Annotated in this window: 14 protein-coding genes, 2 pseudogenes and 1 other annotated feature (1 of these 17 cut by a window edge); of the genes and pseudogenes, 6 read left to right on the forward strand and 10 right to left on the reverse strand. The window is 30.9% G+C overall.

Going from position 1 to position 23,150, the window contains the following annotated elements:
- Positions 1 to 62, reverse strand: a binding site (T-box leader) (it extends 139 nt beyond the left edge of the window).
- 64 nt (positions 63 to 126) lie between these two features.
- Both WY13_RS19425 and WY13_RS19430 read right to left on the reverse strand, forming a co-directional pair.
- Positions 127 to 3,621, reverse strand: coding sequence for an AAA family ATPase (locus tag WY13_RS19425; protein WP_063557208.1), 3,495 nt, complete (start codon positions 3,619 to 3,621; stop codon positions 127 to 129).
- Entirely contained in the window at positions 3,608 to 4,828 is a 1,221-nt protein-coding gene (locus tag WY13_RS19430) for an exonuclease SbcCD subunit D (RefSeq protein WP_063557209.1), read from the reverse strand. The genes WY13_RS19425 and WY13_RS19430 overlap by 14 nt, the downstream gene beginning before the upstream one ends.
- Before the next feature lie 225 nt (positions 4,829 to 5,053).
- On the opposite strand from WY13_RS19430, the gene WY13_RS19435 reads away from it, so the two are divergent.
- Positions 5,054 to 6,442 carry a DUF2334 domain-containing protein gene (locus tag WY13_RS19435; protein ID WP_063557210.1) on the forward strand — a complete coding sequence of 463 codons (1,389 nt, stop codon included), beginning with the start codon at positions 5,054 to 5,056 and terminating at the stop codon, positions 6,440 to 6,442.
- Positions 6,443 to 6,890: 448 nt separating this feature from the next.
- On the opposite strand, the gene WY13_RS19440 is transcribed toward WY13_RS19435, so the two are convergent.
- Positions 6,891 to 8,237 carry a [Fe-Fe] hydrogenase large subunit C-terminal domain-containing protein gene (locus tag WY13_RS19440; protein ID WP_063557211.1) on the reverse strand — a complete coding sequence of 449 codons (1,347 nt, stop codon included), beginning with the start codon at positions 8,235 to 8,237 and terminating at the stop codon, positions 6,891 to 6,893.
- Between the two features lie 194 nt (positions 8,238 to 8,431).
- On the reverse strand, positions 8,432 to 11,077 hold the full coding sequence (locus WY13_RS19445; RefSeq protein ID WP_063557212.1) for a penicillin-binding transpeptidase domain-containing protein: 2,646 nt from the start codon (positions 11,075 to 11,077) through the stop codon (positions 8,432 to 8,434).
- A 265-nt stretch (positions 11,078 to 11,342) separates the two neighbouring features.
- Here WY13_RS19445 and WY13_RS21250 point away from each other — a divergent pair.
- Positions 11,343 to 11,498: pseudogene (locus WY13_RS21250) on the forward strand (Tn3 family transposase); the annotation flags it as partial.
- Positions 11,499 to 11,666: 168 nt separating this feature from the next.
- A complete protein-coding gene (locus WY13_RS19450) occupies positions 11,667 to 12,299 on the forward strand; it encodes a DUF3786 domain-containing protein (protein WP_063557213.1) in 633 nt (210 codons plus the stop codon).
- 265 nt (positions 12,300 to 12,564) lie between these two features.
- On the opposite strand, the gene WY13_RS19455 is transcribed toward WY13_RS19450, so the two are convergent.
- The 6 genes and pseudogenes from WY13_RS19455 to WY13_RS19480 form a co-directional block, all read right to left on the reverse strand.
- Positions 12,565 to 13,461 carry a deoxyribonuclease IV gene (locus WY13_RS19455; protein WP_063557214.1) on the reverse strand — a complete coding sequence of 299 codons (897 nt, stop codon included), beginning with the start codon at positions 13,459 to 13,461 and terminating at the stop codon, positions 12,565 to 12,567.
- A 506-nt stretch (positions 13,462 to 13,967) separates the two neighbouring features.
- Positions 13,968 to 15,863: pseudogene (locus tag WY13_RS19460) on the reverse strand (sigma-54-dependent Fis family transcriptional regulator).
- Positions 15,864 to 16,083: 220 nt separating this feature from the next.
- On the reverse strand, positions 16,084 to 16,770 hold the full coding sequence (locus tag WY13_RS19465; RefSeq protein ID WP_063557215.1) for a HesA/MoeB/ThiF family protein: 687 nt from the start codon (positions 16,768 to 16,770) through the stop codon (positions 16,084 to 16,086).
- Positions 16,771 to 16,772: 2 nt separating this feature from the next.
- Entirely contained in the window at positions 16,773 to 16,997 is a 225-nt protein-coding gene (locus tag WY13_RS19470; RefSeq protein ID WP_063557216.1) for a MoaD/ThiS family protein, read from the reverse strand.
- Between the two features lie 92 nt (positions 16,998 to 17,089).
- On the reverse strand, positions 17,090 to 18,913 hold the full coding sequence (locus WY13_RS19475) for an aldehyde ferredoxin oxidoreductase family protein (RefSeq protein WP_063557217.1): 1,824 nt from the start codon (positions 18,911 to 18,913) through the stop codon (positions 17,090 to 17,092).
- 143 nt (positions 18,914 to 19,056) lie between these two features.
- Positions 19,057 to 20,427, reverse strand: coding sequence for a sigma-54 interaction domain-containing protein (locus WY13_RS19480; RefSeq protein WP_063557218.1), 1,371 nt, complete (start codon positions 20,425 to 20,427; stop codon positions 19,057 to 19,059).
- Between the two features lie 399 nt (positions 20,428 to 20,826).
- On the opposite strand from WY13_RS19480, the gene WY13_RS19485 reads away from it, so the two are divergent.
- Genes WY13_RS19485 through WY13_RS19495 form a run of 3 tightly spaced genes read left to right on the forward strand, consistent with a single transcriptional unit; the run spans position 20,827 to position 23,113 of the window.
- Entirely contained in the window at positions 20,827 to 21,696 is an 870-nt protein-coding gene (locus WY13_RS19485; RefSeq protein WP_063557219.1) for a substrate-binding domain-containing protein, read from the forward strand.
- Positions 21,697 to 21,704: 8 nt separating this feature from the next.
- Positions 21,705 to 22,352, forward strand: a complete 648-nt coding sequence (locus WY13_RS19490) for an ABC transporter permease (protein WP_063557220.1) — start codon at positions 21,705 to 21,707, stop codon at positions 22,350 to 22,352.
- Positions 22,353 to 22,399: 47 nt separating this feature from the next.
- Positions 22,400 to 23,113, forward strand: a complete 714-nt coding sequence (locus WY13_RS19495) for an ATP-binding cassette domain-containing protein (protein WP_063557221.1) — start codon at positions 22,400 to 22,402, stop codon at positions 23,111 to 23,113.
- Positions 23,114 to 23,150 lie beyond the last annotated feature (37 nt).

Consider the following 23,150-nt stretch of genomic DNA (forward strand, 5'->3'; position numbering starts at 1 on the left):
TCACCTTGCCCCACTCTCTTTAAAATATTTAACATATCTACTAGTCCTGTCATTGCTTTTATCTTTAAACACGAGTTTACTATAAGTTTAAGTCAATGTCAATAAAGAATCCCAATGATTTCATAATTAATTTATTTCTATTTTAACTTTACTTCCACCCATCCCTGCCTCTGCAGGAGCAACTATAAGCTTCACAGGCATCCTATCTTTAATTGATTCAAGATGACTTATTATACCTATGGACAACCTATCATTATGAATTTTCTCCAGGGAATCCATAACCACCTCCAGGAGGTTATCATCAAGAGTTCCAAAACCTTCATCCAGGAAGAATAGTTCTAGCGGCGCACTTCCCTTTAATTGTATTTGGGAAGATAGTGCTAGTGCCAGTGCCAGTGATGTTACAAAAGTCTCTCCCCCAGATAAAGTAGATGCATCTCTTTGTGCTCCACCATTTTTATAATCCCTTATAATAAATCTGCCATCCTTATCAACTTCCAATCCATAATTCCCACAGGTAATTTCCTTTAATCTCTTGTCTGCTTCTATGGATATATATTTCAGCTGATTCTGAGCTACAAATTCCACAAACTTTTTTCCTTTGAACAGTTTATCCAGATCATCTAAAAGACTTAATTCATGTTCTAGTTTTTGTTTTTTATTTAAAAGTTTTGTAAGCTGCCCTATTTTTTCGTCTATATCTTTGACTTCCCTTTCAAGCTCTATTTTGTCCTTTTTTAACTTTTCTAAAGTTTCAGTATTTTTATCCCTAGTATTTTGTATTTCAATCCATCTGTCTTCACTTAAACTCCTGTCACCTATTTTTGTATTAAGGTTTTCTATAGTACCAATTATTTTAATAATCGCATTTCTATATTGTTCTATTTTAAGCTTAAGTTCCTCAATTTTATCTTTAGACATATAGTTATTTTTAGCCTCAACTATATTTTCAACTTTTTCTTCTGATAAGGCCTTTCTTAAATTTTTCAGGTCATCTGTACATCTCTCATTTAAGTTAACTAAATTTTTCTGAACTGCTATTATGCTGCTGCAGCATTCATTATACTGCTTTTCTATTCTTTTACTGTTTTTTTCTACTTCCTCATATTCATACTCTATTTTTTTTATGTTACCTGATATTTCTCTTTTTAAATTTTCTAAGTCTTTCCTACCACAAGCTTTATCTTTTATACTATTTTCTTTTTCCATTATGCTTTTATTTTTTTCTACGAAGGTAGCACTGTTTTTGCTTAACTGCGTCTGTAAAGTCATTAGTTTTTCATTTAAGCTCTCTTTTTTTCTTTGTTCAATTTCTAAATCTTTTCTTAGATTTTTTATAACATTTTCAAGTAATGTTCTACTTTTCTCCTTTTTAAGGATTTCCTCATTCTTTTCTTTAAAATTACAGATACCAAGTTCTTGTTTCAATAATTCATATTCATTATTTATTTTTGCACACTTCTGGTCTATTTTCTGAAAACTTTCCTGTAACTTTTGAAGCTGAGAACTGTTTTCTACCTTTCTCGTAACTGATTTACTGTACTCAATTTCTATGATATTTTTATCTTGATTTAAAATTTTAATCTTATTTTCCAGAGCTATTTTTTTATTATTGAATTCATCCACAGCTTCCTTTAAATTATTAAACTTACTTTCAATGTCTTTTAAAGGAAATGCTTTAAAATTTTCACCTAATTCTTTCATTTTTTTCTGTCTGTCTGCTGTATTTTCTTTTTGTACTTTAATATTCGTATCTATTTTCACTATTTCATTACTTAGTGTATTACTTTTTTGAATTTTTGCATCCAAATCAAGTTTTAGCTCTTTCAAATTACTTGAATCTAAAATTATAACATTTTCTACAACATGATGAACCGATCCACATACAGGACATGGCTCTCCTTCTACTAAAGATTCCCTCAAAGTATGTGCCAAATTTTCAGCTTCAATCTTTTTTACTTTTTTATCTATTTCTTCAATTTCATTTTCTAAATTACCTTTTTCATTTTTCTCTTCTTCAAGCTCAACTTTAAGCTTTTCTATCAAAGTATTGCTGCTGCGTAAATCATCTTCATATTCATAATATTTACTCCATTTGTCTCTTGCATCTGTTAAATTTTTCTGCAAAGCTAAAAGTGAGTTTTGATCCCCAGGACAGTTCTCTATTAAATTATTAAGTAACTTATTATTATCTTCTAATAAATTGGACTTTTCTTTATTTTTCTTAGCTAGTATTTCACTTTTCTTTTCTTCAGTTTCAATACTCGATTTCAAGCTTTCCATATCCCTAACTGCATTTTTTTTCTGTTCACCAATGCTTTCAAGATTGTTCAAAATCATTATGCCTTCATTAATCTTTTTCTTATACTCTTCAGGAATTTTCAAAACCTGCATTTTATTTTCACTATATTTTATCTGAGAGTTTATCCTACTAATGTCTACCTCACTTTTTTCTATAGTCTTACTGTTAGTTTGCAAATCTTGTTTTAAAATTGCAATATTTTTTTCTAATTTTTCTTTATCATGAAGTAATATATTTAAAACTGACTTTTCTTCTATTGCCTCAACAACCCTTTGTTCCTTTATTTTTAAATTAGGCAATTCATTATTTCTTTTGTTTTTGGCATTCTCTAATTTACTCTCTATTTCATTTTTATTATTTTTTATATATTTCATAGTATCATTTAAAATCAAAAGTTCTTTTTCTATATTTTTAATTTTTGAGAGCGTATTTTCATATTCATCAACATAAGGTTTTACTTTTGCTGCACTTTCCCCTAATAAAACTTTTTTCTGAATTTCATTTATGTATACTTCATTTTTCTTAAGTTTCTCCTGCTCTATCACTTGATGTTTTAACTCTTCTTGAAGATTCCACAGTTCTTTTCCATCGTTAAATTCATTTTGCGAATCAGCTAGTTCACTTTGACACTTATCATAATTTTTATTTAATTCGCAAAGTGTCTTTTTCTTCTCCTCCAAAACTTTCTCATTTATATTTTCATAACCCTTTAACTCACCTTCAATTAAATTTGCCTTATCTTTTTCCCTGCCAATCTTCTTTGACAATTTTTCAGAAAGCTCATAACCATATTCTTGAAGGTTAAAAAGTCTTTCAAGCATATTTCTTCTGTCTTTACCCTCAAGCCTTAAAAATTCACTAAATTTCCCCTGGGGTAAAACTACAGTCCTTGTAAAATCCTCTAACCTAAGTCCAATAATATCCTCACATTTTTCAGTTACATTTCTCGCGCCTTCTTCTAATATCTTTTCCACATCATCTGTAACATCCACTATTTTAGCTAACTTACTTCTGGGGCTGCCTGTTTTATTGTCTCTTTTAAATTCCCTTTCAACTCTATATCTTTTTATATTTCTTCCAGATATCTGGAATTCAAAACTAACACTTAAAGTATTACAATTTATATTGATGTAATTTGAACTTTTTCTGGATGTTTCACCATATAAAGCCAAAGTCATACCATCAAGTATAGTCGATTTTCCACTTCCCGTAGGTCCAAATATTCCAAACAAACCTCTTTGTGTCAATTTCCCAAAATCTATACATTGTGATTCTATAAAACTGTTTAATCCTTTTATTTTAAGTCTAATCGGCTTCATTGTTTTCGTCACCTTCCATAACAGACAATAACATATTAACTAATTCTTCCTGAGGTTCTACTTTTCTCTCTTTTAAATAAAACTCTTTAAAAATATCCTTAAAAGATTTCTGCGAAAAACTATTTATATCAAAATTCTCATTGCTTTTTTCAACTATTTTAGGCATAATTTCAATTATATCTTTCTTAGTAGTTTTCATTATTTTTATTTCATCTTCTCTTATATACCTGTCCGTGGTTATCTCCAAATAGACCCAGCAATTCCTATCCTTGTTTTCTTCACATTTTTCTATTGCATCCTGGATATTTTTACATTTCCACACCTCTATGGGCTTATATGTTTTAAATTCTATGTCCTTTACTGTACACTTTTCTCCTACTTTTACATCTACAATAAAGCATTTCTTTTTAAAATTAATTTCTTTTTTATTGTATTCTAAAGGAGATCCCGAATACCTAGCCCTCTTTTCCGTAGCTGGTACTATTTGAGGTTTATGTATGTGACCAAGTGCAATGTACTGGGCATTTTCAGGAAAACAGCTTGAATCTACAATAAAGCTTCCTCCAAGCTGTGCATTTCTCTCTGAACCTGATTCTTCACTACCCATAGTAAATAAATGAGATACTACTATATTTATAGTATCCTCTCTATAATTTTTACTTAATTTACTAAACAATGCCTTTATTCTGTCACCATAAGACTTAGCCCTTTCCTCTTCCTCATCCATATCTCCGTACAAAACTTCATTTAGCCTCTTTTCACTTGGAAAAGGAACTGTAAGTATGACAGCTTTTTCCCCATTTATATGAATTTCAACAAATCCTTCTCCTGAATTCACAACTGTGTGCCTGCCATAATTTCCTACAGGCACTACAGATTTTGGTGTGCCCACCATTATAATTCCATGATCTCTGGCTAAAGGTCCTGCTGCTACTAACCTGTCAGGATTATCATGATTACCTGCTATAACTAAAGTCACTCTCTGCCCATTTGAAGACAGTTTTTTTAGCGTATCATAAAACATTTTTTCCGCTCTTGCGGGTGGGTTAGGACTATCATAAATGTCTCCTGCAATAATTATTAAATCCACATCATTTTCCGAAACTATATGTACAAAATCTTTGAGGAAAGCCTCCTGTTCATCCATACGACTATGTCCCTCTAGATTTTTTCCCAAATGCCAATCAGAAGTATGTAAAATTCTCATTAATTCTCCTCCAAATCTTTCATCAAAGACATCATAAGTAATTATCTTCTTAGCCATTTAATTACATTTACTATGAGCTCTAAATTTTACTATATTATAACATAAAATTATTTCACTCACCTGAATAGGCGTGTATTTAATCCTTATATAATTTCTGCTATACAAGTTAAATTTAACTTAATACATATATTTCTATAAAAACAATATAATAAATAGTGTTAAAGTATGATTTTTGAAAGAAGTGATATTATTAGAAATCGTAAATTTACTATATTAACAATTATAATTGCACTTACTGTTTTTACATTATTAGGTGCGATAATTTTTAAAGGCAGTATAATTAACGTAAAAGGCAGTTCTAGTTATAAAAATTTTTCACTAGACATCTTCGACTTAAAAAAAGCACCTATAAACTTAGTTTACGAAAATAGAAAAATTAAGATTGACTTACCTATAGGTGTAAAAAACAACATATATTACATACCTGTAAATGAAATAGTATCTAATTTAGATGGAAAATTTTCAATGAAACATGGAAAAGCTGAATTAAATTTTCTCTCAACACGCTCTCTTATTGATACTAAAGGGACTACTTATAAAATAAATGGAACAACACATAAGTTAAGACATAGAACATTTCTAAAACAAAATATTTTATATATATCTCTATTTGATTTTACTAATATGTTTAACTTAAAAACTTATTGGAATGAAAAAAGTTCAGAAATACGCTTTTACAAAAATAAGGATATAGTTATGTCAAGTTCTACCCCTGTAAAGAAGAAAGCAGCTTTACTGAGATTAGAAGATATTTCTGCAGGAGGACTTTACAACTCCCATGAAACCTTAGAAAAATTGCGTATAGTAACTGATTATTTATATGGTAAAGGAACAATATTTTACGCTGCCTGGGTTCCAAGATATGTTGATCCTTCCATGAATATAGACAACAATTTATTGGAGAAAAATAATATGTTTAATGCTGACTTTGTATTTACACTGGACTACATGATAAATAAAAATGCTATTTTAGGACTTCATGGATACACCCATCAATATGGAAATACAAAAAGCATTGACGCAATAGAATTTCACCGAAGTAAAAAAGATAACATTCCAGCAAGCGCTGAATATGCTAAGGATAGAATTAATAAGGCTCTAGAGACAGCAAAAGCATTAGATATAAATTGTGATTTTTTTGAAGCACCCCATTATGCTATACTACCCGAACAAATGACAGCAATAGAAAAATCCTTCAAGTATATGTATGAACCTTATTCAATAAATGGAGGTTTTACAGAATCCAAACATATTGTAAAGTTTGAAAACAGTCATAGAAAAGCTGTTTACATTCCAACTCCTCTAGGATATGTAGATGGTAAAAGTGATTGCATAAATATGTTGAATAAAATAAGGGAAATAAGTGACAGTACGGTTGCAAGTTTATTCTACCACCCCTACATTGAGTTTGACTATATAAATCTTTCAACAGAGAAAAATGGATACCCAACTTACACTTATTCAACCAATTCACCACTACACCAGATGGTAGAAGTACTTAATAAAAAAGGATATAACTTTAATAGCATAGATAATTTATTAAGAAGCAAATAAGATAACTTAATTGATAAAATATAGCTCAACTTTCACACATACGAAATTTGGGTCTAATATAAAAATATTGCGCCGCAATATTTTTGAGAGGACAAAGGACAATTGACAGAGGACAGTGAAGGAGGATTTTTCTACGCTGCACTACGAAAAATCTTTAATTAAATTTTTAATGACTCATTTCACTAAAGTGAAATATTGATGACTTATATAAATTTTAAGCTTGTTTTGCATTAGCAAAACAAGCCTAAAAAAATAAATTAGTTTTCTGACATAAGGAAGAAAACTTACCTTCACTGTCCTATGTCCTCTGTCAATTGTCCTCTTGAAAAAATTGTTTTGCAAAGTTTTTCAACTGCAAAAGTTAGGTTCTTAACTTAAATATAATTTTCAATTACTAATAATCTATTGATGTACATAAGTTGATTTTGGTTTAGAAACTCTCTATAAATTAAAATTCTCGTTCTAACAGTTCTATTTTTTTCTCATCCTTAAAATCATCTATAGAATGTATATCCAAAGCATGTAATACTCCATGCATACATTCACTATCTACAGCAACTTTTATTTCAGAATCTTGTGCAAATTTATTTACTCGATCCCTACCCTCATCCTTAAGTACAATTGCTTTAGGACCACCTACACATCCACCAATACAGCCCATTCCTTCAATAAAATTAGCTTTTATTTCTTCATTTTGCACCTTGGTAAGCATTTCTTTACATTCTCTAATACCATTTGCCTGAATTGCACTAAATAATTTATGTTTTTCAGGAAAAATCCTTTCCACAGCCTCGCTTACTGCAATAGAAACTCCCCCTGTACGGGCATATAATCTTCCACCTCTAGAAGCATATTTAGAGGAAAAATCTCCTTCAAGCTTAGATGGAACTATATGAAAAGCATCAAATATATCTCTTAATTCTTCAAAAGTAAGTACAAAATCTATTGCTCCTTTTATATCTTCTTCCTTTGCCTCAGATTTTTTAGCAATACATGGTCCTATAAACACTACCTTACAGTAAGGGCTTAACTTTTTAAGCACTCTTCCTCCTGCAACCATCGGAGATACAGAAGGAGATACATGTTTAACCAAACTACTGTATACCTTTTTTACCATAGCCACCCACATAGGGCAGCAGCAGGAAGTTATCATAAAATCTTTTTCATCTTTTACATGATTGTCAAATTCAATAGATTCCTTTAAAGTAAGCATATCCGCAAAAAATGCCACTTCAATCATATCAGTAAATCCTAGTTTTTTAAAAGCAGTCCTAAGTTGGTCCATAGTAACATCCTCCCCAAATTGCCCTATTATAGCAGGAGCCACTATGGCCACAACTGGAGATTTACTTTTTAAAATATCAGCCAGAGGAATGAATTGAACTTTATCCATTATTCCCCCAGTAGGACAAACATCTACACAAAAACCACAATCAGTACACTTTTCTTTATCTATGTAAGCACAATTTTTCTTATTGTCTATAAAAATTGCATCAAAAGGACATGTTTTTTGACATAGTATCTCACCTTTCTCATCCACACATTCCATAGAACAATCTTTAACTTTATTGACTATTTTACCATCTTGTTTATAAGACTCTATTGCTTTTTTCAAATTTTCTATAAAGTTAGAGCTGTAATCTATATTAGTGCCGCACAATGTAGATATAATCTTACACAATTCCTGTTTATCCATTTTAGACTCTAATAAAAATGACGTCACTTCTTCTTCAAAATTTCCACTATAATATGCCTTTATTATGAATTTAAATAGATTCCTATAATCATCTCTCAATTTATACTACATCTCCTCTTAACCATTCATCAAAAATTTGCTCATTACAATTAATTTTCTCTAATTCAATAGTTTCTACTAACTAATATACTTTCCTTATCTAAAGGATAATAATCACAAATTTTTGTTAAACCTATAGGAGCATTTAAGTACACTATTCAAACAGTGAAATATAGTACTGTATCAATGAATATTCATTTAATTTTATTATTTCTATTAAAATATGAAGAATAAATATCTCTAGCTACAGAAGCTGCACCAACCCCTCCGTGGCCACCATCGAATAAAACAACACATACTGCTATTTCTGGTTTATCACTAGGAGCAAATCCTACATACTCTGCATAGTCTGTTCTTCCAACTTGTTCTTGATTACCAAGACTTTGAGCAGTACCTGTTTTACCTGCTGCACTTATTGGGAATCCTTTAAATACATTAGATGCTGTACCATTTTCATTAACAGCATTCATTCCTTCTTTAACAGACTCCAAATTTGCGGCACTGACACCAGTTTTTTTCATAACCTCTGGCTTGACTTTTTCAATTACTTTTCCATCTGTATCTAGATATTGATCTACCAAGTGGAGTTTATATCTAGTACCTCCATTTGCAAGAGTTGCAATATAATTCACTATTTGAAGAGGTGTAAATTGATTTAATCCTTGACCTATAGCAGCATTTTCTATGTTTGCAGGTACCTTTAGTTGTGCATTGGCATCTGAAATAGTAATACTATATATTGCACTGATTAAATTATTCATTTGGCTGTCACTTATATCCTTTTTATTATTAGCATCCTTTGATGTAAGTTCTGAAAATAATTCCTTATATTTTGATTTGTCAAAAGAACTAGTTCCATTTTTTATACAATCTCTTATAAGATTTTTAATATTATTTTTAATTTGTGTTGTTTCTTTTGAATCATTATCGTTATCATATAAATCTACTGTAACAATCTTGTGTCCGTAGTCATCTTGCCCATTTTTAAGTACAGACATAGTTTTCCAAAGATAAGTGCTAGCATAAGCAGTTTTATTCGACACAGTATTATATACCTGCCCAAACTTTTCTGATATTTCTATTCCCGTAGCAGCTTTAACGCTGCTGTTTGGATCTATACCCAATCCGAACCTCCATGCATATTTTGCTAGAATATTATCTCCAAGCGCATTTCTAAGCTTTTCTGCTACTGTCATGAAATAGGGGTTACTGGATTTCTCTATGGCACTTATAAGATTTACAACTCCTTGAGGGCCATCCGATTTAAACTCTACTATTTTTCCTCCCTGATCAAATTTTCCTTGATCATCTACAGTAAAATCTGGAGTTATAACTCCAGTTTCAAGACCTGCAATAGCAGTTATGGGTTTAAAAGTAGAACCTGGAGGAATAAGAGATTGAGTGGCATAATTATAAAAAGGTTTTGGATATATATCATATACATCTTTTCTCATAGTAGTATTGTTTTTTATGCTTTTATCAATTGGAAAAAGTTCATTCAACACTTCATCCTCACTTTCCCCTGGATAATTAGATGTAATTCCTCGTGTTTCAATATAATTTCTTCCAAATTGTTCTAGATTAGGGTTGAAATATTTATTGTACATTTCTGAACTCAAGTTTCCTGGTATTGTAAACAAATTTGGATCATATCTTGGTACCTGAGCCATTGCTACTATTGCTCCCGTATTCACATTTACTGCTACAGCTGCTCCTCTTGTAGCATTTGAAGTATTTGATCCTAGCTGTTCATAAGGATTACTCCTAAGCCCTGCCAAAGTACTTTCAAGGGAATTTTCTGAAGCTTTTTGCACATTTGTATCTATAGTAAGCTGTACTGTCTGTCCAGGACACGATTCCTTTTTCCCAAGTTCTTCAGTTATTTTCCCATTTTTATTCAGCTTTACTATCCTTCCACCCTTTGATCCTTTTAATCTGTCCTCAAGGGCTCCTTCAATTCCTGCTTGCCCTACGTAATCACTACTTACATCATATCCTTTTTCTGTATACTTTCCATAACTAGAAGATATTTTTGATATATACCCTAAAAAATTTGATCCTAAATCTCCATTTGGATAAGATCTTATAGGTTCTGTGGTCACATCTATTCCTGGAAGTTCATTTAACATTTGTAAAAATTTAAAGGCAGTTTCTTTCTTTATATTGCTGGCCACAATAACAGGTTTATATCCTGAAAAGCTATTCATTTTTAAAGTATCTTTTATAATCATGAGTCTTCTCTGTTGTTCGAGAGGATAAGTATTACTTATACCATATCGTTTCATAAACTTTTTGAAGGTATCCTCTGGAGATATATCCAAAAGTTCTTTATTAACCTGCACTTTAAGTTCATCATCAGATATATTCTTGTTTTTTTTCTTGATATTTTTTTCTAATTCCTCATTTAATCCCCGATCTCTTTTGAACTTAATTTCAAGATTTTTTCTTGTATCTTCATCATCACTTCTAAATTCAAATCTATAAGGATTAACTTTTAGTTCAAAATCATCCTGTTGACTTTCACCACTATCATCCAATATTTTAAATACCTTATTCATAGTACTGAAAAAAACTTTATCCTGATTATCAGTTTGGTTATATATCAACATGTACCCTTGGGTGCTGGCAACTAAAATATTGCCCTTAGAATCCAGAATTGTACCCCTTGGAGCTACCTCTGAAATTTCTTTTATAGATTTATTACTTGCCTGCTCCTTGAACTCATTGCCTTTCACTACCTGAAGAAAAAAAAGCCTTATGATTATTGTCAAAAAAATAATTATCATAATTGCTATAAAAATAGTATATCTTGTAATACTAAATCTCTTCTTTTCATTCATAAAATATCTCTCCTAAATTTATATAATTACATTTATTTTAGCTTATATACAAAAATGATATAACATGGTAAATAATAAAATTATTGTAATATATAAATTATAACATATAATATGTATATATTTTTCATATCTGTGATAATTTATTTAAAATGAAATTATAGTAGGGGTAGTCTTAGGGCAGCTACAACCAACCGCAAATTCAATTACTTATTTTGGGAATATGTACTGAATATCTTATTGCATTTAGACACTATAGATAATATGTTCAATAATGATTCAGCAAGTATTATCAAAAGACAAATGGGAAAACACATTAACTACAGAAGATCTCAGAGCTTTAACACCATTAATTTATAATCATATTAATCCTTATGGTAATTTTGAATTGAATATGGATGAAAGAATACCTATTTTAAAATAAGGTAAATCTGTTATATTTCTATGCTTTCTGCAAAGTAATGAAAATATATCGATTTTATGGTATTGTTTTCATAATGATTAAATCGCAGTTGTAGTGTATGACGAAATAAAGATTATTTAAAAGAGCAAAATCATCTAGAAATATATGTAAAAAGGAGAAGAGGAGACAATGAGACAATCAAACTATGAAATCATGCGAGATCAGATGCAGACAGAATTTCTGAAATATAATCAGATGCATATGATTCAAAAATTTCATCTGGAATATGATAAACAGTATCTGTATCTGATGTTTGTTCAAAGAAAATATCGTATTAACAGAAACAGTGGAAAAGTGGAATGGTCAGAAGATGAATTTATACATACTACAGCAGCTGATTATAATGAAGCAATGTCAATCTTTGATGTATTATGTTATTCCAAAGACAATTGCCACTTATCTGGACGATACAATAAAATCAATAATTTGAAAGGAACTGTAGAGTCAGCTAATTCCGGTGGGGAGATTTACATCCATTATGAAAAATTCTTTGATCATAAACTGGATTTGATGAGCAGAGCATGTGAGCAGCTGGGTGGAGTAAAGACGGGCAATGGAGATGTTTCCTATCTTCTGGATACGTTTGATTTTCTGCCAATAATGGTTCAGTTCTGGGAGTCGGATGAAGAATTTCCGGCTAGTCTCCAGGTTTTGTGGGATGAGAATATCATGGATTATGTACATTTTGAAACGTCTTTTTTTATTGTATTTCATGTGCTGGGACGAATCTGTGAATTGGTCGAAAAATATGATGCTTTATAACCAAATGAAAGAAAAGATAACTCACATCATCCTTATTTAGTGTAACAACTGAAAAAGCGAACAATTTTACCTAAACACTGCATTATTTAAAATTGAATTCTGCGGTGTTTTTGCGTCGCATAACAAAGAAATTATAAATTAATACATAACTATCCATACCAAGATTATACTAAATATAAAGAATAATTAAACCGCAAGCTCACTTACATTTTAAGGAAATGAGCTTGTGGCTTATCGTAGCTACCCTAGTATTACCCCCTAGTAGTTAATTTGCAAATATATCTTGTTTGATATTTTCATTAAACTTTTTAGCTTTAAGCATAGCAATTTCATATTTATAAGGAGGTCTTTTTACACCTTCAATATTTGCTAAATAAGGGGTTTCTAAAATTTTAGGAACATCTTTTAAATCTTCATGATTTGCCACATAAGAAAGCGCATCAAATCCAATGCTGCCAAATCCAATCATTTCATGCCTGTCTTTTCTACTCCCTTTAGGATTTTTACTGTCATTTAAGTGAATTACTTTTAATCTATCTATACCTACTATATGATCAAACTCATTCAATATCCCGTCAAAATCTTCTGCTACGTTATATCCTGCATCGTTAATATGACAGGTGTCAAAGCAAACTGTAATTTTTTCGTTGTATTTTACTCCATCTATTATTTTTGCAATTTCCTCAAAATTTCTTCCACATTCCGAGCCCTTCCCTGCCATGGTTTCAAGGGCTATTTGTACAGTTTGATCTCCAGTTATAACTTCATTTAATCCTTTTGCAATCTGTGCTATACCAGCTTCCGTGCCTGCCCCTACATGGGCACCAGGATGCAGCACAAGCTGTTTTACTTTTTTTATAGCAGAAGACCTTTCTATTTCTTGTCTTAAGAAATTCACTCCAAGTTCAAAAGTAGCAGGCTTTATACTATTCCCAATATTTATTATATAAGGAGCATGAACTACTATTTCATCAATACCATTTTCATTCATTTTTTCTATTGCTTCATCAATTCTAAGCTTTTCTAAGGGTTTTCTAGAAGTATTTTGAGGTGCCCCCGTATAAAACATAAATGTATTTGCTCCATAAGAAAGAGCTTCTTTTACAGAACCTAAAAGCATATCTTTTCCATTCATTGAAACATGTGAACCTATCTTAAGCATGTAATCACCTTTTTCCATAAGTATTTTTATATTTTAATTACTCAACTTTTTCAGTTTAGAACTAATATGAAATTAATTCACAATTAGTCAAAATTTCATCTTTCTGTATCTACAACATCATACTAACATCGCATTTCTAATACATAATTATACTACAAATTTTAATTATTGTACCAAAAGGATATGTAAATATATTTTTACAAATGTAACCTATATTATTATAAAGGACTTAAATGAACAAATTACGAAAAGGATGTATTTATAGAATTCAAGTTTGTATCATAAACTACTAATATTTCATTAAATTGGTTTTATCATAATTTGTTAATATAATTGATTTAATCTATTATTTTCGTTCACTAGCTTGATGAATTACCCCTATAATAAATAATCAAATTTTGTACATAATATTATATGAATCAATATTGATTTCTCTTTGATTAATTTTAGAAAGAAATATTTAAAAAATACCCTATAGAGTATATTAAAAACTCTATAGGGTATTTTTATATCTTTATATTATACTTTTCAATCTTGTTGTACAAAGTATTTCTTCTTATACCAAGTGCTTCTGCTGAATGGGTTATATTTCCTCTAAATTTCTTCAATACTTTAATTACATGTTCTTTTTCCACATAATCTAATTTTAGACAGTCATCACTAATATCTACAAGTACCTCATTATCACAATTTTCTTCTGTAAAGTAATCTGCTGGTATAGATCCTGTATTTACAATTAGCTCAACCAAATTTTCCAATTCCCTTATATTTCCAGGCCAGTTATATTTAATCATTTTCTTCAAATATTTTTTTAATATGACTGGCTCCTTTTTATTTAATTTTTGTGAAATATTCTTAACAAAATATTCAACAAGAAGAGGTATATCCTTTTTTCTTTCTCTAAGTGGAGGTAAGAATAAAGGCAGCACATTTAATCTGTAATATAAGTCTTTTCTAAATCTTCCGGCTTCTACCTCTTTTTTTAAATCTCTATTGGTGGCAGCTATAATTCTTACATCTATAGGTATAGACTTTGAACTTCCAATTGTTGTTATTACACCCTCTTGTATGACCCGTAGAAGCTTTGTCTGCATATCCATAGGCATTTCTCCAATTTCATCCAGCATTATAGTTCCACCATCTGCCAATCTAAATTTCCCAAGATTTCCGCCTTTTTTAGCTCCTGTAAAAGCCCCCTCCTCATATCCAAAAAGCTCCGACTCTATAAGTTGTTTAGGGATAGCACCACAATTTAAAGCTACAAATGGTCTATTTACTCTTCCACTATAATTATGAATGGATTGTGCAAACACTTCTTTTCCCGTACCACTTTCTCCCATTATAAGTATAGTTGATTTACTATCTCAAATCTTTTTTGCATAATTTATTAATTTTGTAAAGTTTTCATGCTGACCCATTATCTTATCAAAAGTATAATAAGCCTGTCTATTTTCTCTTTTATTTACCCTTTTGATCTCCTCAAAAACATATACTATCTCAATATTATCGTCTTCACAATTATATATAGAACTAGTAGTTAACTGATATTGAGTTTTGTTTTTCACTACTACTATATTTGTCTCTCTTAAATCACTTTCCCCTAAACATATGGATGTCTTTATATCATTCCAGTTTTCTATGATATCTTCCACTTTATGTGTTTTTAATTTACCGTTTGTAATGCTAAACATATCTTGAGCTTTTTTATTGCAAATTTTTATTTTACCATTTATATCTGAGGTTAGTATAGCAATAGGACTGGAATTAAATATGTTTTCCATATACTTGTAGTTCATATTTTTAATCTTGTTGTACTCTTTTACTTTAAGCATTTCTTCTATAGCATTTGATGCTGCTATAACCATCCCAAGTGTATGGGAATGTACAAACTCAATATATCCAGTAATACTCAAAACTCCTATAATTTTTCCTTTATTATCTTTTATAGGTGCCGCAGAACATGTCCACTTATGATATGCATTAATAAAATGATCATCTCCAGATATTTGAACTGGCAGCTTACTTTTTATAACCATGCTCATAGCATTTGTCCCAATATTTTCTTCATCCATAAAAGCTCCCGGCACCATTTTCAAAGAAAAGGCTTCTGAAAGTATTTTTTCATCACCTAATGCATTTAATATACATCCTTCTCCATCTGTAAGTAATACAAAAAAATTAAATTTCTTTACAAAGTTAACCAAATGTTCCATATAAGGTGCTGCAGTCAATATCAAATTTCTGTTAGCTGCAAATCTTTTTTGTAATTCAACATCATATATTATTTTTTTACTAAATACCTGGTGTGGGTCAATAAGGAACTTTTTGCACCTTTTATGTGAAAGTTCTATATCTGATTTGGATACAACTACATTGCCTGATTTGCAAATAGCTGCATTCATTATAATTCCTCCAATCATAACAACAATTCCAATTCCACTTTCCACTATTATAGGAAAATTCATCTAAATTTAGTGGGAGAAACAAAACTCTAAAGAGAACGCAATTCACTTTAAATCAAAGATTTGGGATATCTGCTTGCACACAGCGAAAGCGACTATCACCAAATCAAAGATTTGGGATATCTGCTTTTCCCACTAAGTAAGATTCATTGATAAATTTTTACCCAAGTGGAACTATGTCATACTCACTAGAGAGAAGATCCATGAAAGCCATCTTTTTTCTTAAAAGTTCTCCTCTACCTAAAAGAATCTTTATTACTTCACTTACTTCAATTGAGGCTGCTAAAGCTGGTGTAAATGATGGATTACCCATTTCCTTTTCGATTCCTTTAGATGTTTGCTTATCTACATTATAAATTTTGTTTAAGGTATCATCTCCTGGAAATATAGTAGTAACTTGAGCATACCATCCTGCTATAGCTCCATGAACCATTGGTATATTAAGTTTTTTACAGCTGCCTTGAAGTAACAATCTCGCTGGTATGCTGTCAAGAGCATCTACTACTACATCATGATTACTTAAAATGCTGCAGGCATTATCTTCTGTAAGCATTTTTTCTAATGCTTTTACCTCTATTAGTGGATTTACTTTTTCCATTCTAACTTTTGCTTCTTGTGCTTTGCTAAAACCTATAGTGTCTGTACTTGAAAGTATCTGTCTATTCAAATTAGATTCCTCAAATACATCCCCATCCACTGCAGTAATACTTCCTATTCCTATTCTTCCAAGCATTTCAATAACATAACCACCAATTCCTCCACAGCCAACAACACAAACTTTAAATTTCTTCAAATTATCATTTTCTTCTTTTGACAGGGTTTTCATATTTCTAACATAACGTTCCAAGTTTAACCGCCTCCTACTGGTGGAAACAATGATAAGACATCATTGTCTTTAAGTTCTGTATTTGCTTTACCATCCCTACCATTTATAAGTAAAATAGCTACTTCTTCTTCATTAATATTTATCTTTTTAAATATATCAGCAGGTATTACAGGTTCGTCAAATTCTAAAAATAATTTTTTATCTCTATCTTTTCTAAAGTAAGCAAATAATCTAACTTCTATTTTCAAGTTCACACCTCCCTTGTTTAAAAAAATAGACTTCATATACAGAGACAAGATGTCTTTTTTAATACATGAAGTCTAATCTCTAATTTATCAAACTAAAACTTACCTACATATTCATCTAATCCTAATTTCTTTAACGTTTCCTCTGTAGGTATACCATTTTTATCCCATCCACGTACTGAATAATATTCTGGAAGAAGTACGTCTAACCTATGAACTTCTCCTTTTGATGGACCATCTGGAATAGGCTCTTCTAAAAGTCTCTTTGGTAGAGTATCCTGGCTGCTGTCTATTCCAGCTGATAAATTGAACAATTTTTCAAGAGTCCAAATTCTATCACCGGCTTGCATTAAAGAGTCAACATCATGAGGATCCTCTCCTACTACTGCATTATATAAATCTACATAATCCTGTGCTCCCAAACCAAAGGTAGTAAATATACATAAGCCAAGAGCATCTATTACAGCAGTCAAATCGTGGAATACTCTTGCATAACCTGCTTTACCTTCTAATGCAAATCTATCAAGTTTTTCCGGATAACCTAATATTTCAGGACTAACCATGTACCCTTTAATATGACAGCCGCCTCTATTGTTAACTGCATAAGTAATACCATGTCCTTGTATTCCTCTTGGATCATATGCTGGAATTTCTTGCTTTTTAACTGTCATGGAATATTCTGGTACCCCATAACTTTCACAAAGTCTATAGGATCCATCTGCCATCTTTGCACCAAAGCCTTCCTTAAGTGCCATTTTCTTTATCCAGCCAACCATGGATTCTGCATCTCCCCATTTAAGAGATAAATTGTCACCTGCTATTTCTTCATCTTTTATATATCCTCTTTGATAGAGTTCCATAGCTGCTGCAATAGTTGCACCACAGGAAATAGTATCTAATCCATATTCATTACATAACATATTTGCCTCATCCACAGCATCTAAATCATATACACCACAGTCAGATCCAAAGCACCATAAGGTTTCGTATTCAGGTCCGCCGCATTCTGTACCGTCCTTTAATTTAACCCATCTTCCACAAGCTATAGGACATCTATAACAAGGATTTTTTCTTACTAAGCGATCTTTTGTAAGTGTTTCTCCACTTATTTTATCTGCTTCATCAGTATAAGCTTCCTGAAAATTCTTTACCGGATGTACTCCGTTTTCATTTATTATATTAACAAGTACAGCCGTACCATAATTTGGAAGTCCGCCTCCAGCTACTGGATCTTTTCTTAAAATACCTGTCTTCTCAAGTGCTACAGCTTTTACTTTTTCCTCATCAAATAATTTTACTTTTCCACTTCCTTTAACTACGATAGCTTTCAAGTTCTTTGATCCCATAACTGCACCAACGCCGCCTCTTCCTGCAGTTCTATCAACATCATTCATTACAGCTGCCATAAGTGATAATTTTTCACCAGCTGGTCCTATACATAGCACTTTGGATTTCTTGCGATCTGATCCTTCTAATTCTTTTGTAGTTTCTAATGCCAGCTTTCCCCAAAGCTGTGATGCATCTTTGAATTCTATTTTATCATCTACTATTTCAATATAAACTGGTGAATCAGCCTTATCTTCTACTATTATCATATCCCATCCAGCTGATTTCAATTCTGCTCCCCATTTTCCACCTGAATTCGCAATTGCTATAGTTCCTGTAAGAGGTGATTTGGTGATTACCATAAATCTTCCACTTGTTGGAACCGGTGCCCCTGTTAAAGGTCCCGTAGCAATTATAAATTTATTTTCTGGAGATAATGCATCTACCTTAGGATCTACTTCATCAAATAAAGTTTTAACTCCTAAGCCCCTGCATCCTATAAACTTTTTAGCTTTGCCTAAATCTAAATCTTCTGACTTACAAGTTCTTTCCTTTAAATTGATTCTTAATACTTTGCCATTATAACCATACATAAACGAATTCCTCCTAAAAGTATATTTGTATATACTTAAAGCAAGAACCATGCCAAAGATTTTTACCTATGCTAATCATACTTATTTCAGCGCTTTAGATCTTATGTAAACGATTGTTGTTCCAAAGAGGATCTATAATAGCGTTACGTTTTGGGATCATGCTCCAGTGTGGAACAGTAAATATTATATTTCTTGATTTTTCTATAAAGAGTGTTTCTGCCTATCCCCATAGCCTTGGCAGCTAAAGTTACATTTCCTTTAAACTTTTTTATTACATTTTCTATATGTGATTTTTCTAAACTCTCAAGGTTCATATTAAACATAAAATCTTCATCATAGCATATATAACTGCCTTCCCTTTTACGTTCTTTATATAGACTATCTGTCTCAATAGCACTCTCATCTATACGCTCAATATTTATAAAAAACTCAATAACATTTTCTAATTCTCTTATGTTTCCAGGCCAATCATATTGTACTAATTTATTCATTTGGCCATCAGTAATTTCTACTTTTCTTTTATTTAATTTTCTACTTATTCTATTCATATAATAATCAACCAATAGACAAATATCATCTTTTCTATCCTTTAAAGAAGGAAGGTGAATAGGAAGAACATTTAATCTATAAAATAAATCTCTCCTAAAATTTCCATTTTCAACTTCCTCCTTCAGATTTTTATTTGTAGCTGCAATTATTCTAACATTTATGGGTGTTTGCTTGTATCCTCCAATTCTTACAACTACTTCTTCTTCTATAACTCTTAATAGCTTTACTTGCATTTCAACAGGCATTTCACCTATTTCATCTAAAAAGATAGTTCCACCACTTGCCATTTCAAATTTACCTGGGTTTCCTCCCTTTTTAGCTCCTGTAAAAGCACCTTCCTCATATCCAAAAAGTTCAGACTCTATAAGTTTTTCCGGAATTGCACCACAATTAACAGCCATAAAAACATTTTCTTTTCTATCACTGTAATTATGTATAGCCTGAGCAAAAATTTCTTTTCCTGTACCACTTTCTCCTGTTATTAATATAGTAGACTTACTATTAGCTATCTTTTTAGAATATTCTATTATCTTTAAAAAGTTTTCATTTTTCCCTATTATTTTGTCAAAAGTATATATTGCCCTACCTTTTAACCGCTTTTCTTCTAATTTTCTTTCCTTTTTTATTTCTTTAAAAACAACTATGATTATCCTGTCATCCATTTTTTCTGTGTATAATACATATATACTTAAATTTAATTTAAGTATATTGTTAATAGATTTTACGGCAGTTTCTATATTCTCTTGAATGTTTGTATTATGTATGTTATCTATTATATTACCCCAATTATCTAACATATCTTCCATATTCATATTCATTATAAATTTAGGACTATATCCAGTAATTTCTAGTAAAGTAGTGTTCACAAATTTAATTTCTCCATAAGTGTTACAAACCATAATGCCTTCAGGTATAGATTCAAGAAATCCTTCAAAGCTTTGTTTACTACTATTGAGATTTATCATAACAACTGAATTTCATCTCCTGACCTTATCCAACCAAAATTTAATACTCTTGTAAATATAGTTACAATGGATACAACTTTGCTCTTATGATAGATCTTATTCAATTTGATCTGTATGTTTACTATATACGTATATTTACATTTCTATACATATAATTAATCCTATAAACATATACTTATATTTAGTGTATATAAATTTTATCCGATCGCTACCATTGCTAACACCCCCATCTTCTTCAAATTGGGGGATAACCACTGCTACGCGCCTGGATAAGTTCTTCTAAGGTTCAGATGGAGAAAAGGTATTCCTTATAAGCAAACTCCACCTGAACCTAAGAATCACTTGATAAGTTACTTAATTATTTTTTTAAACATTAGTTAAAGTGGAAGGGGATTTCTTATGTTAAAATTACGGAAAAATTTACATTTTAAAACATTATTGAGTATATTATTTTGTATTGTTATGATGTTTACTATGAATGCATGTTTAAATCAAAATCAAACCCAAACTCAAAATAAAAATAAAAGTATAGTATTGGCAACTACAACAAGTACCCAAGATTCAGGGCTTTTAGATTACTTGCTTCCAAAGTTTGAAAAGGACACAGGAATTAAAGTTAAGGTACTTGCCAAAGGAACTGGTGAAGCTATGGAAGTTGCTAAACGTGGGGATGCAGATGCATTGCTCGTACATGCAAAAGAACAGGAATTACAATTTGTTAAAGAAGGATATGGAACTGAAAGGCTTGAAGTAATGTATAATGATTTTGTAATCGTAGGACCAAAAGATGATCCTGCAAAACTTAAAGAAAAAGCTCCAAAGGATGCAGTAGCTGCATTCAAACTAATTAGCAGTAGTAACTCTCCCTTTATATCAAGAGGAGATAAATCAGGTACTAATACAAAAGAAAACAGTATATGGAAAGAAGCAGGAATAACCCCTAGTGGTACATGGTATATTTCAGCAGGAAAAGGAATGGGTGCAGTACTTCAGATGGCAGATGAAAAGAAAGCTTATACCTTAACAGATAGGGCTACATACCTATCTATGAAAAATAAATTAAATTTAACCATCGTCACTGAAAAAGGAAGTAAGCTATTAAATCAATATTCATTAATAAGGTTAAATCCAAAGAAAAACAAAATTAAAACCGAGGAATCAAATGAATTTATCAAATGGATGCTCTCTAGTAAAGGACAAAAACTCATAGGTGAATACGGCAAGGATAAGTATGGCATATCACTATTTGTGCCTAATGCAAAAAAATAGGTGATTAAATGAGCTATTTGGGAGAAGTTATAGAAATAACCTTATTATCTTTGTTTGTTTCAATTACATCTACATTAATGGCCTCAGCAGTAGGTATGACTCTAGCCATACCTACTGCTTTAAAGAACTTTAGGCTAAAAAAATACATTTTAAGATTATTTGAAACTCTTATGAGTATTCCACCAGTATTAATGGGTTTAGTTGTATATCTGCTTCTTTCTAGGAAAGGGCCTTTAGGTACTTTCAAACTGTTATTTACTCCTACTGCAATGATTATCGCCCAAAGTTTGCTCGTATTTCCAATAATATTTGGACTTACTGTTTCAACAATAGGCATCCGTGGAATAGAAATAAAAAAAAATTGCATCGCTCTAGGTGCAGAAAATAAGGATACTTTAATTTTAATCATAAAAGAATGTAAAGCTCAACTTTTGTCCGTAATAGCAGCTGGTTTCGGAAGAGCAATTTCTGAAGTTGGTGCAGTTATGATGGTAGGTGGAAATATAAAAGGTGAGACAAGAGTTATGACTACTTATATAGCTTTAGAAACAGGCCAGGGTAACTTTAATGAAGCTATAACAATAGGTTGTATATTACTTATTGTTTCTTTTATGGTTAACTTTATTTTACATAAACTCAGTAAAACAAATAAGTAATACAAAAAGCTTTTGCCAACACTAGTTAAATAAAAGTAGGTGAATACATGAATATTAGAGTACTAAACAGTAGTAAAGAATTCAACGGAAAAGAAGTCCTCCATATAGATGAGTTAGATTTTAAAGAAGGATATACTTATGTACTTATGGGCTTAAATGGCAGTGGTAAAAGTACTCTTTTACAATGCATTTCAGGACTTGATACATTCACTAGGGGAAATGTAAGTTATGATAACTATAATTCTATTAATTTTGTAAGAAAAGATATATCAGTCATGCTTCAAAAACCATACTTATTTAATTGTTCAGTGCTTGAAAATATAACAATGGGATTAAAGTTTAAAAAATTTAGTAAAGAAATAATTGAAAAAAGAATAAATACTTATTTGAAATACTTGGTAGTAGATGATTTACTGCATAAAAATGCTAGAGAACTATCAGGAGGAGAACAAGAAAAAGTGGCACTACTTAGGACAGCTATTTTGGAAACTAAGGTAACTTTTTTGGATGAACCTACTGCTAGTATGGATATTGAAAATATTTTAAGATCTGAAAAGCTAATAAAAACTATGTCCCAAGAAAAAAGAACTGTTATTCTAGTCACCCATGATTTATTACAGGCCGAAAGGATAGCAGATTACATTATATTTATGGACAAAGGAAAGGTCATTGAACAAGGTGAAAAATATGAAGTTCTTAATTTTCCAAAACACAAGCTATTAAAACAGATTTTTAAAAACAATAATATAAAAAACATATGAGGCTGTGAAAAAACAGGTGACAAATCAATAGCACCTA

The sequence above is a fragment of the Clostridium ljungdahlii genome, assembly GCF_001636845.1.
GTDB lineage: Bacteria > Bacillota > Clostridia > Clostridiales > Clostridiaceae > Clostridium_B > Clostridium_B ljungdahlii_A.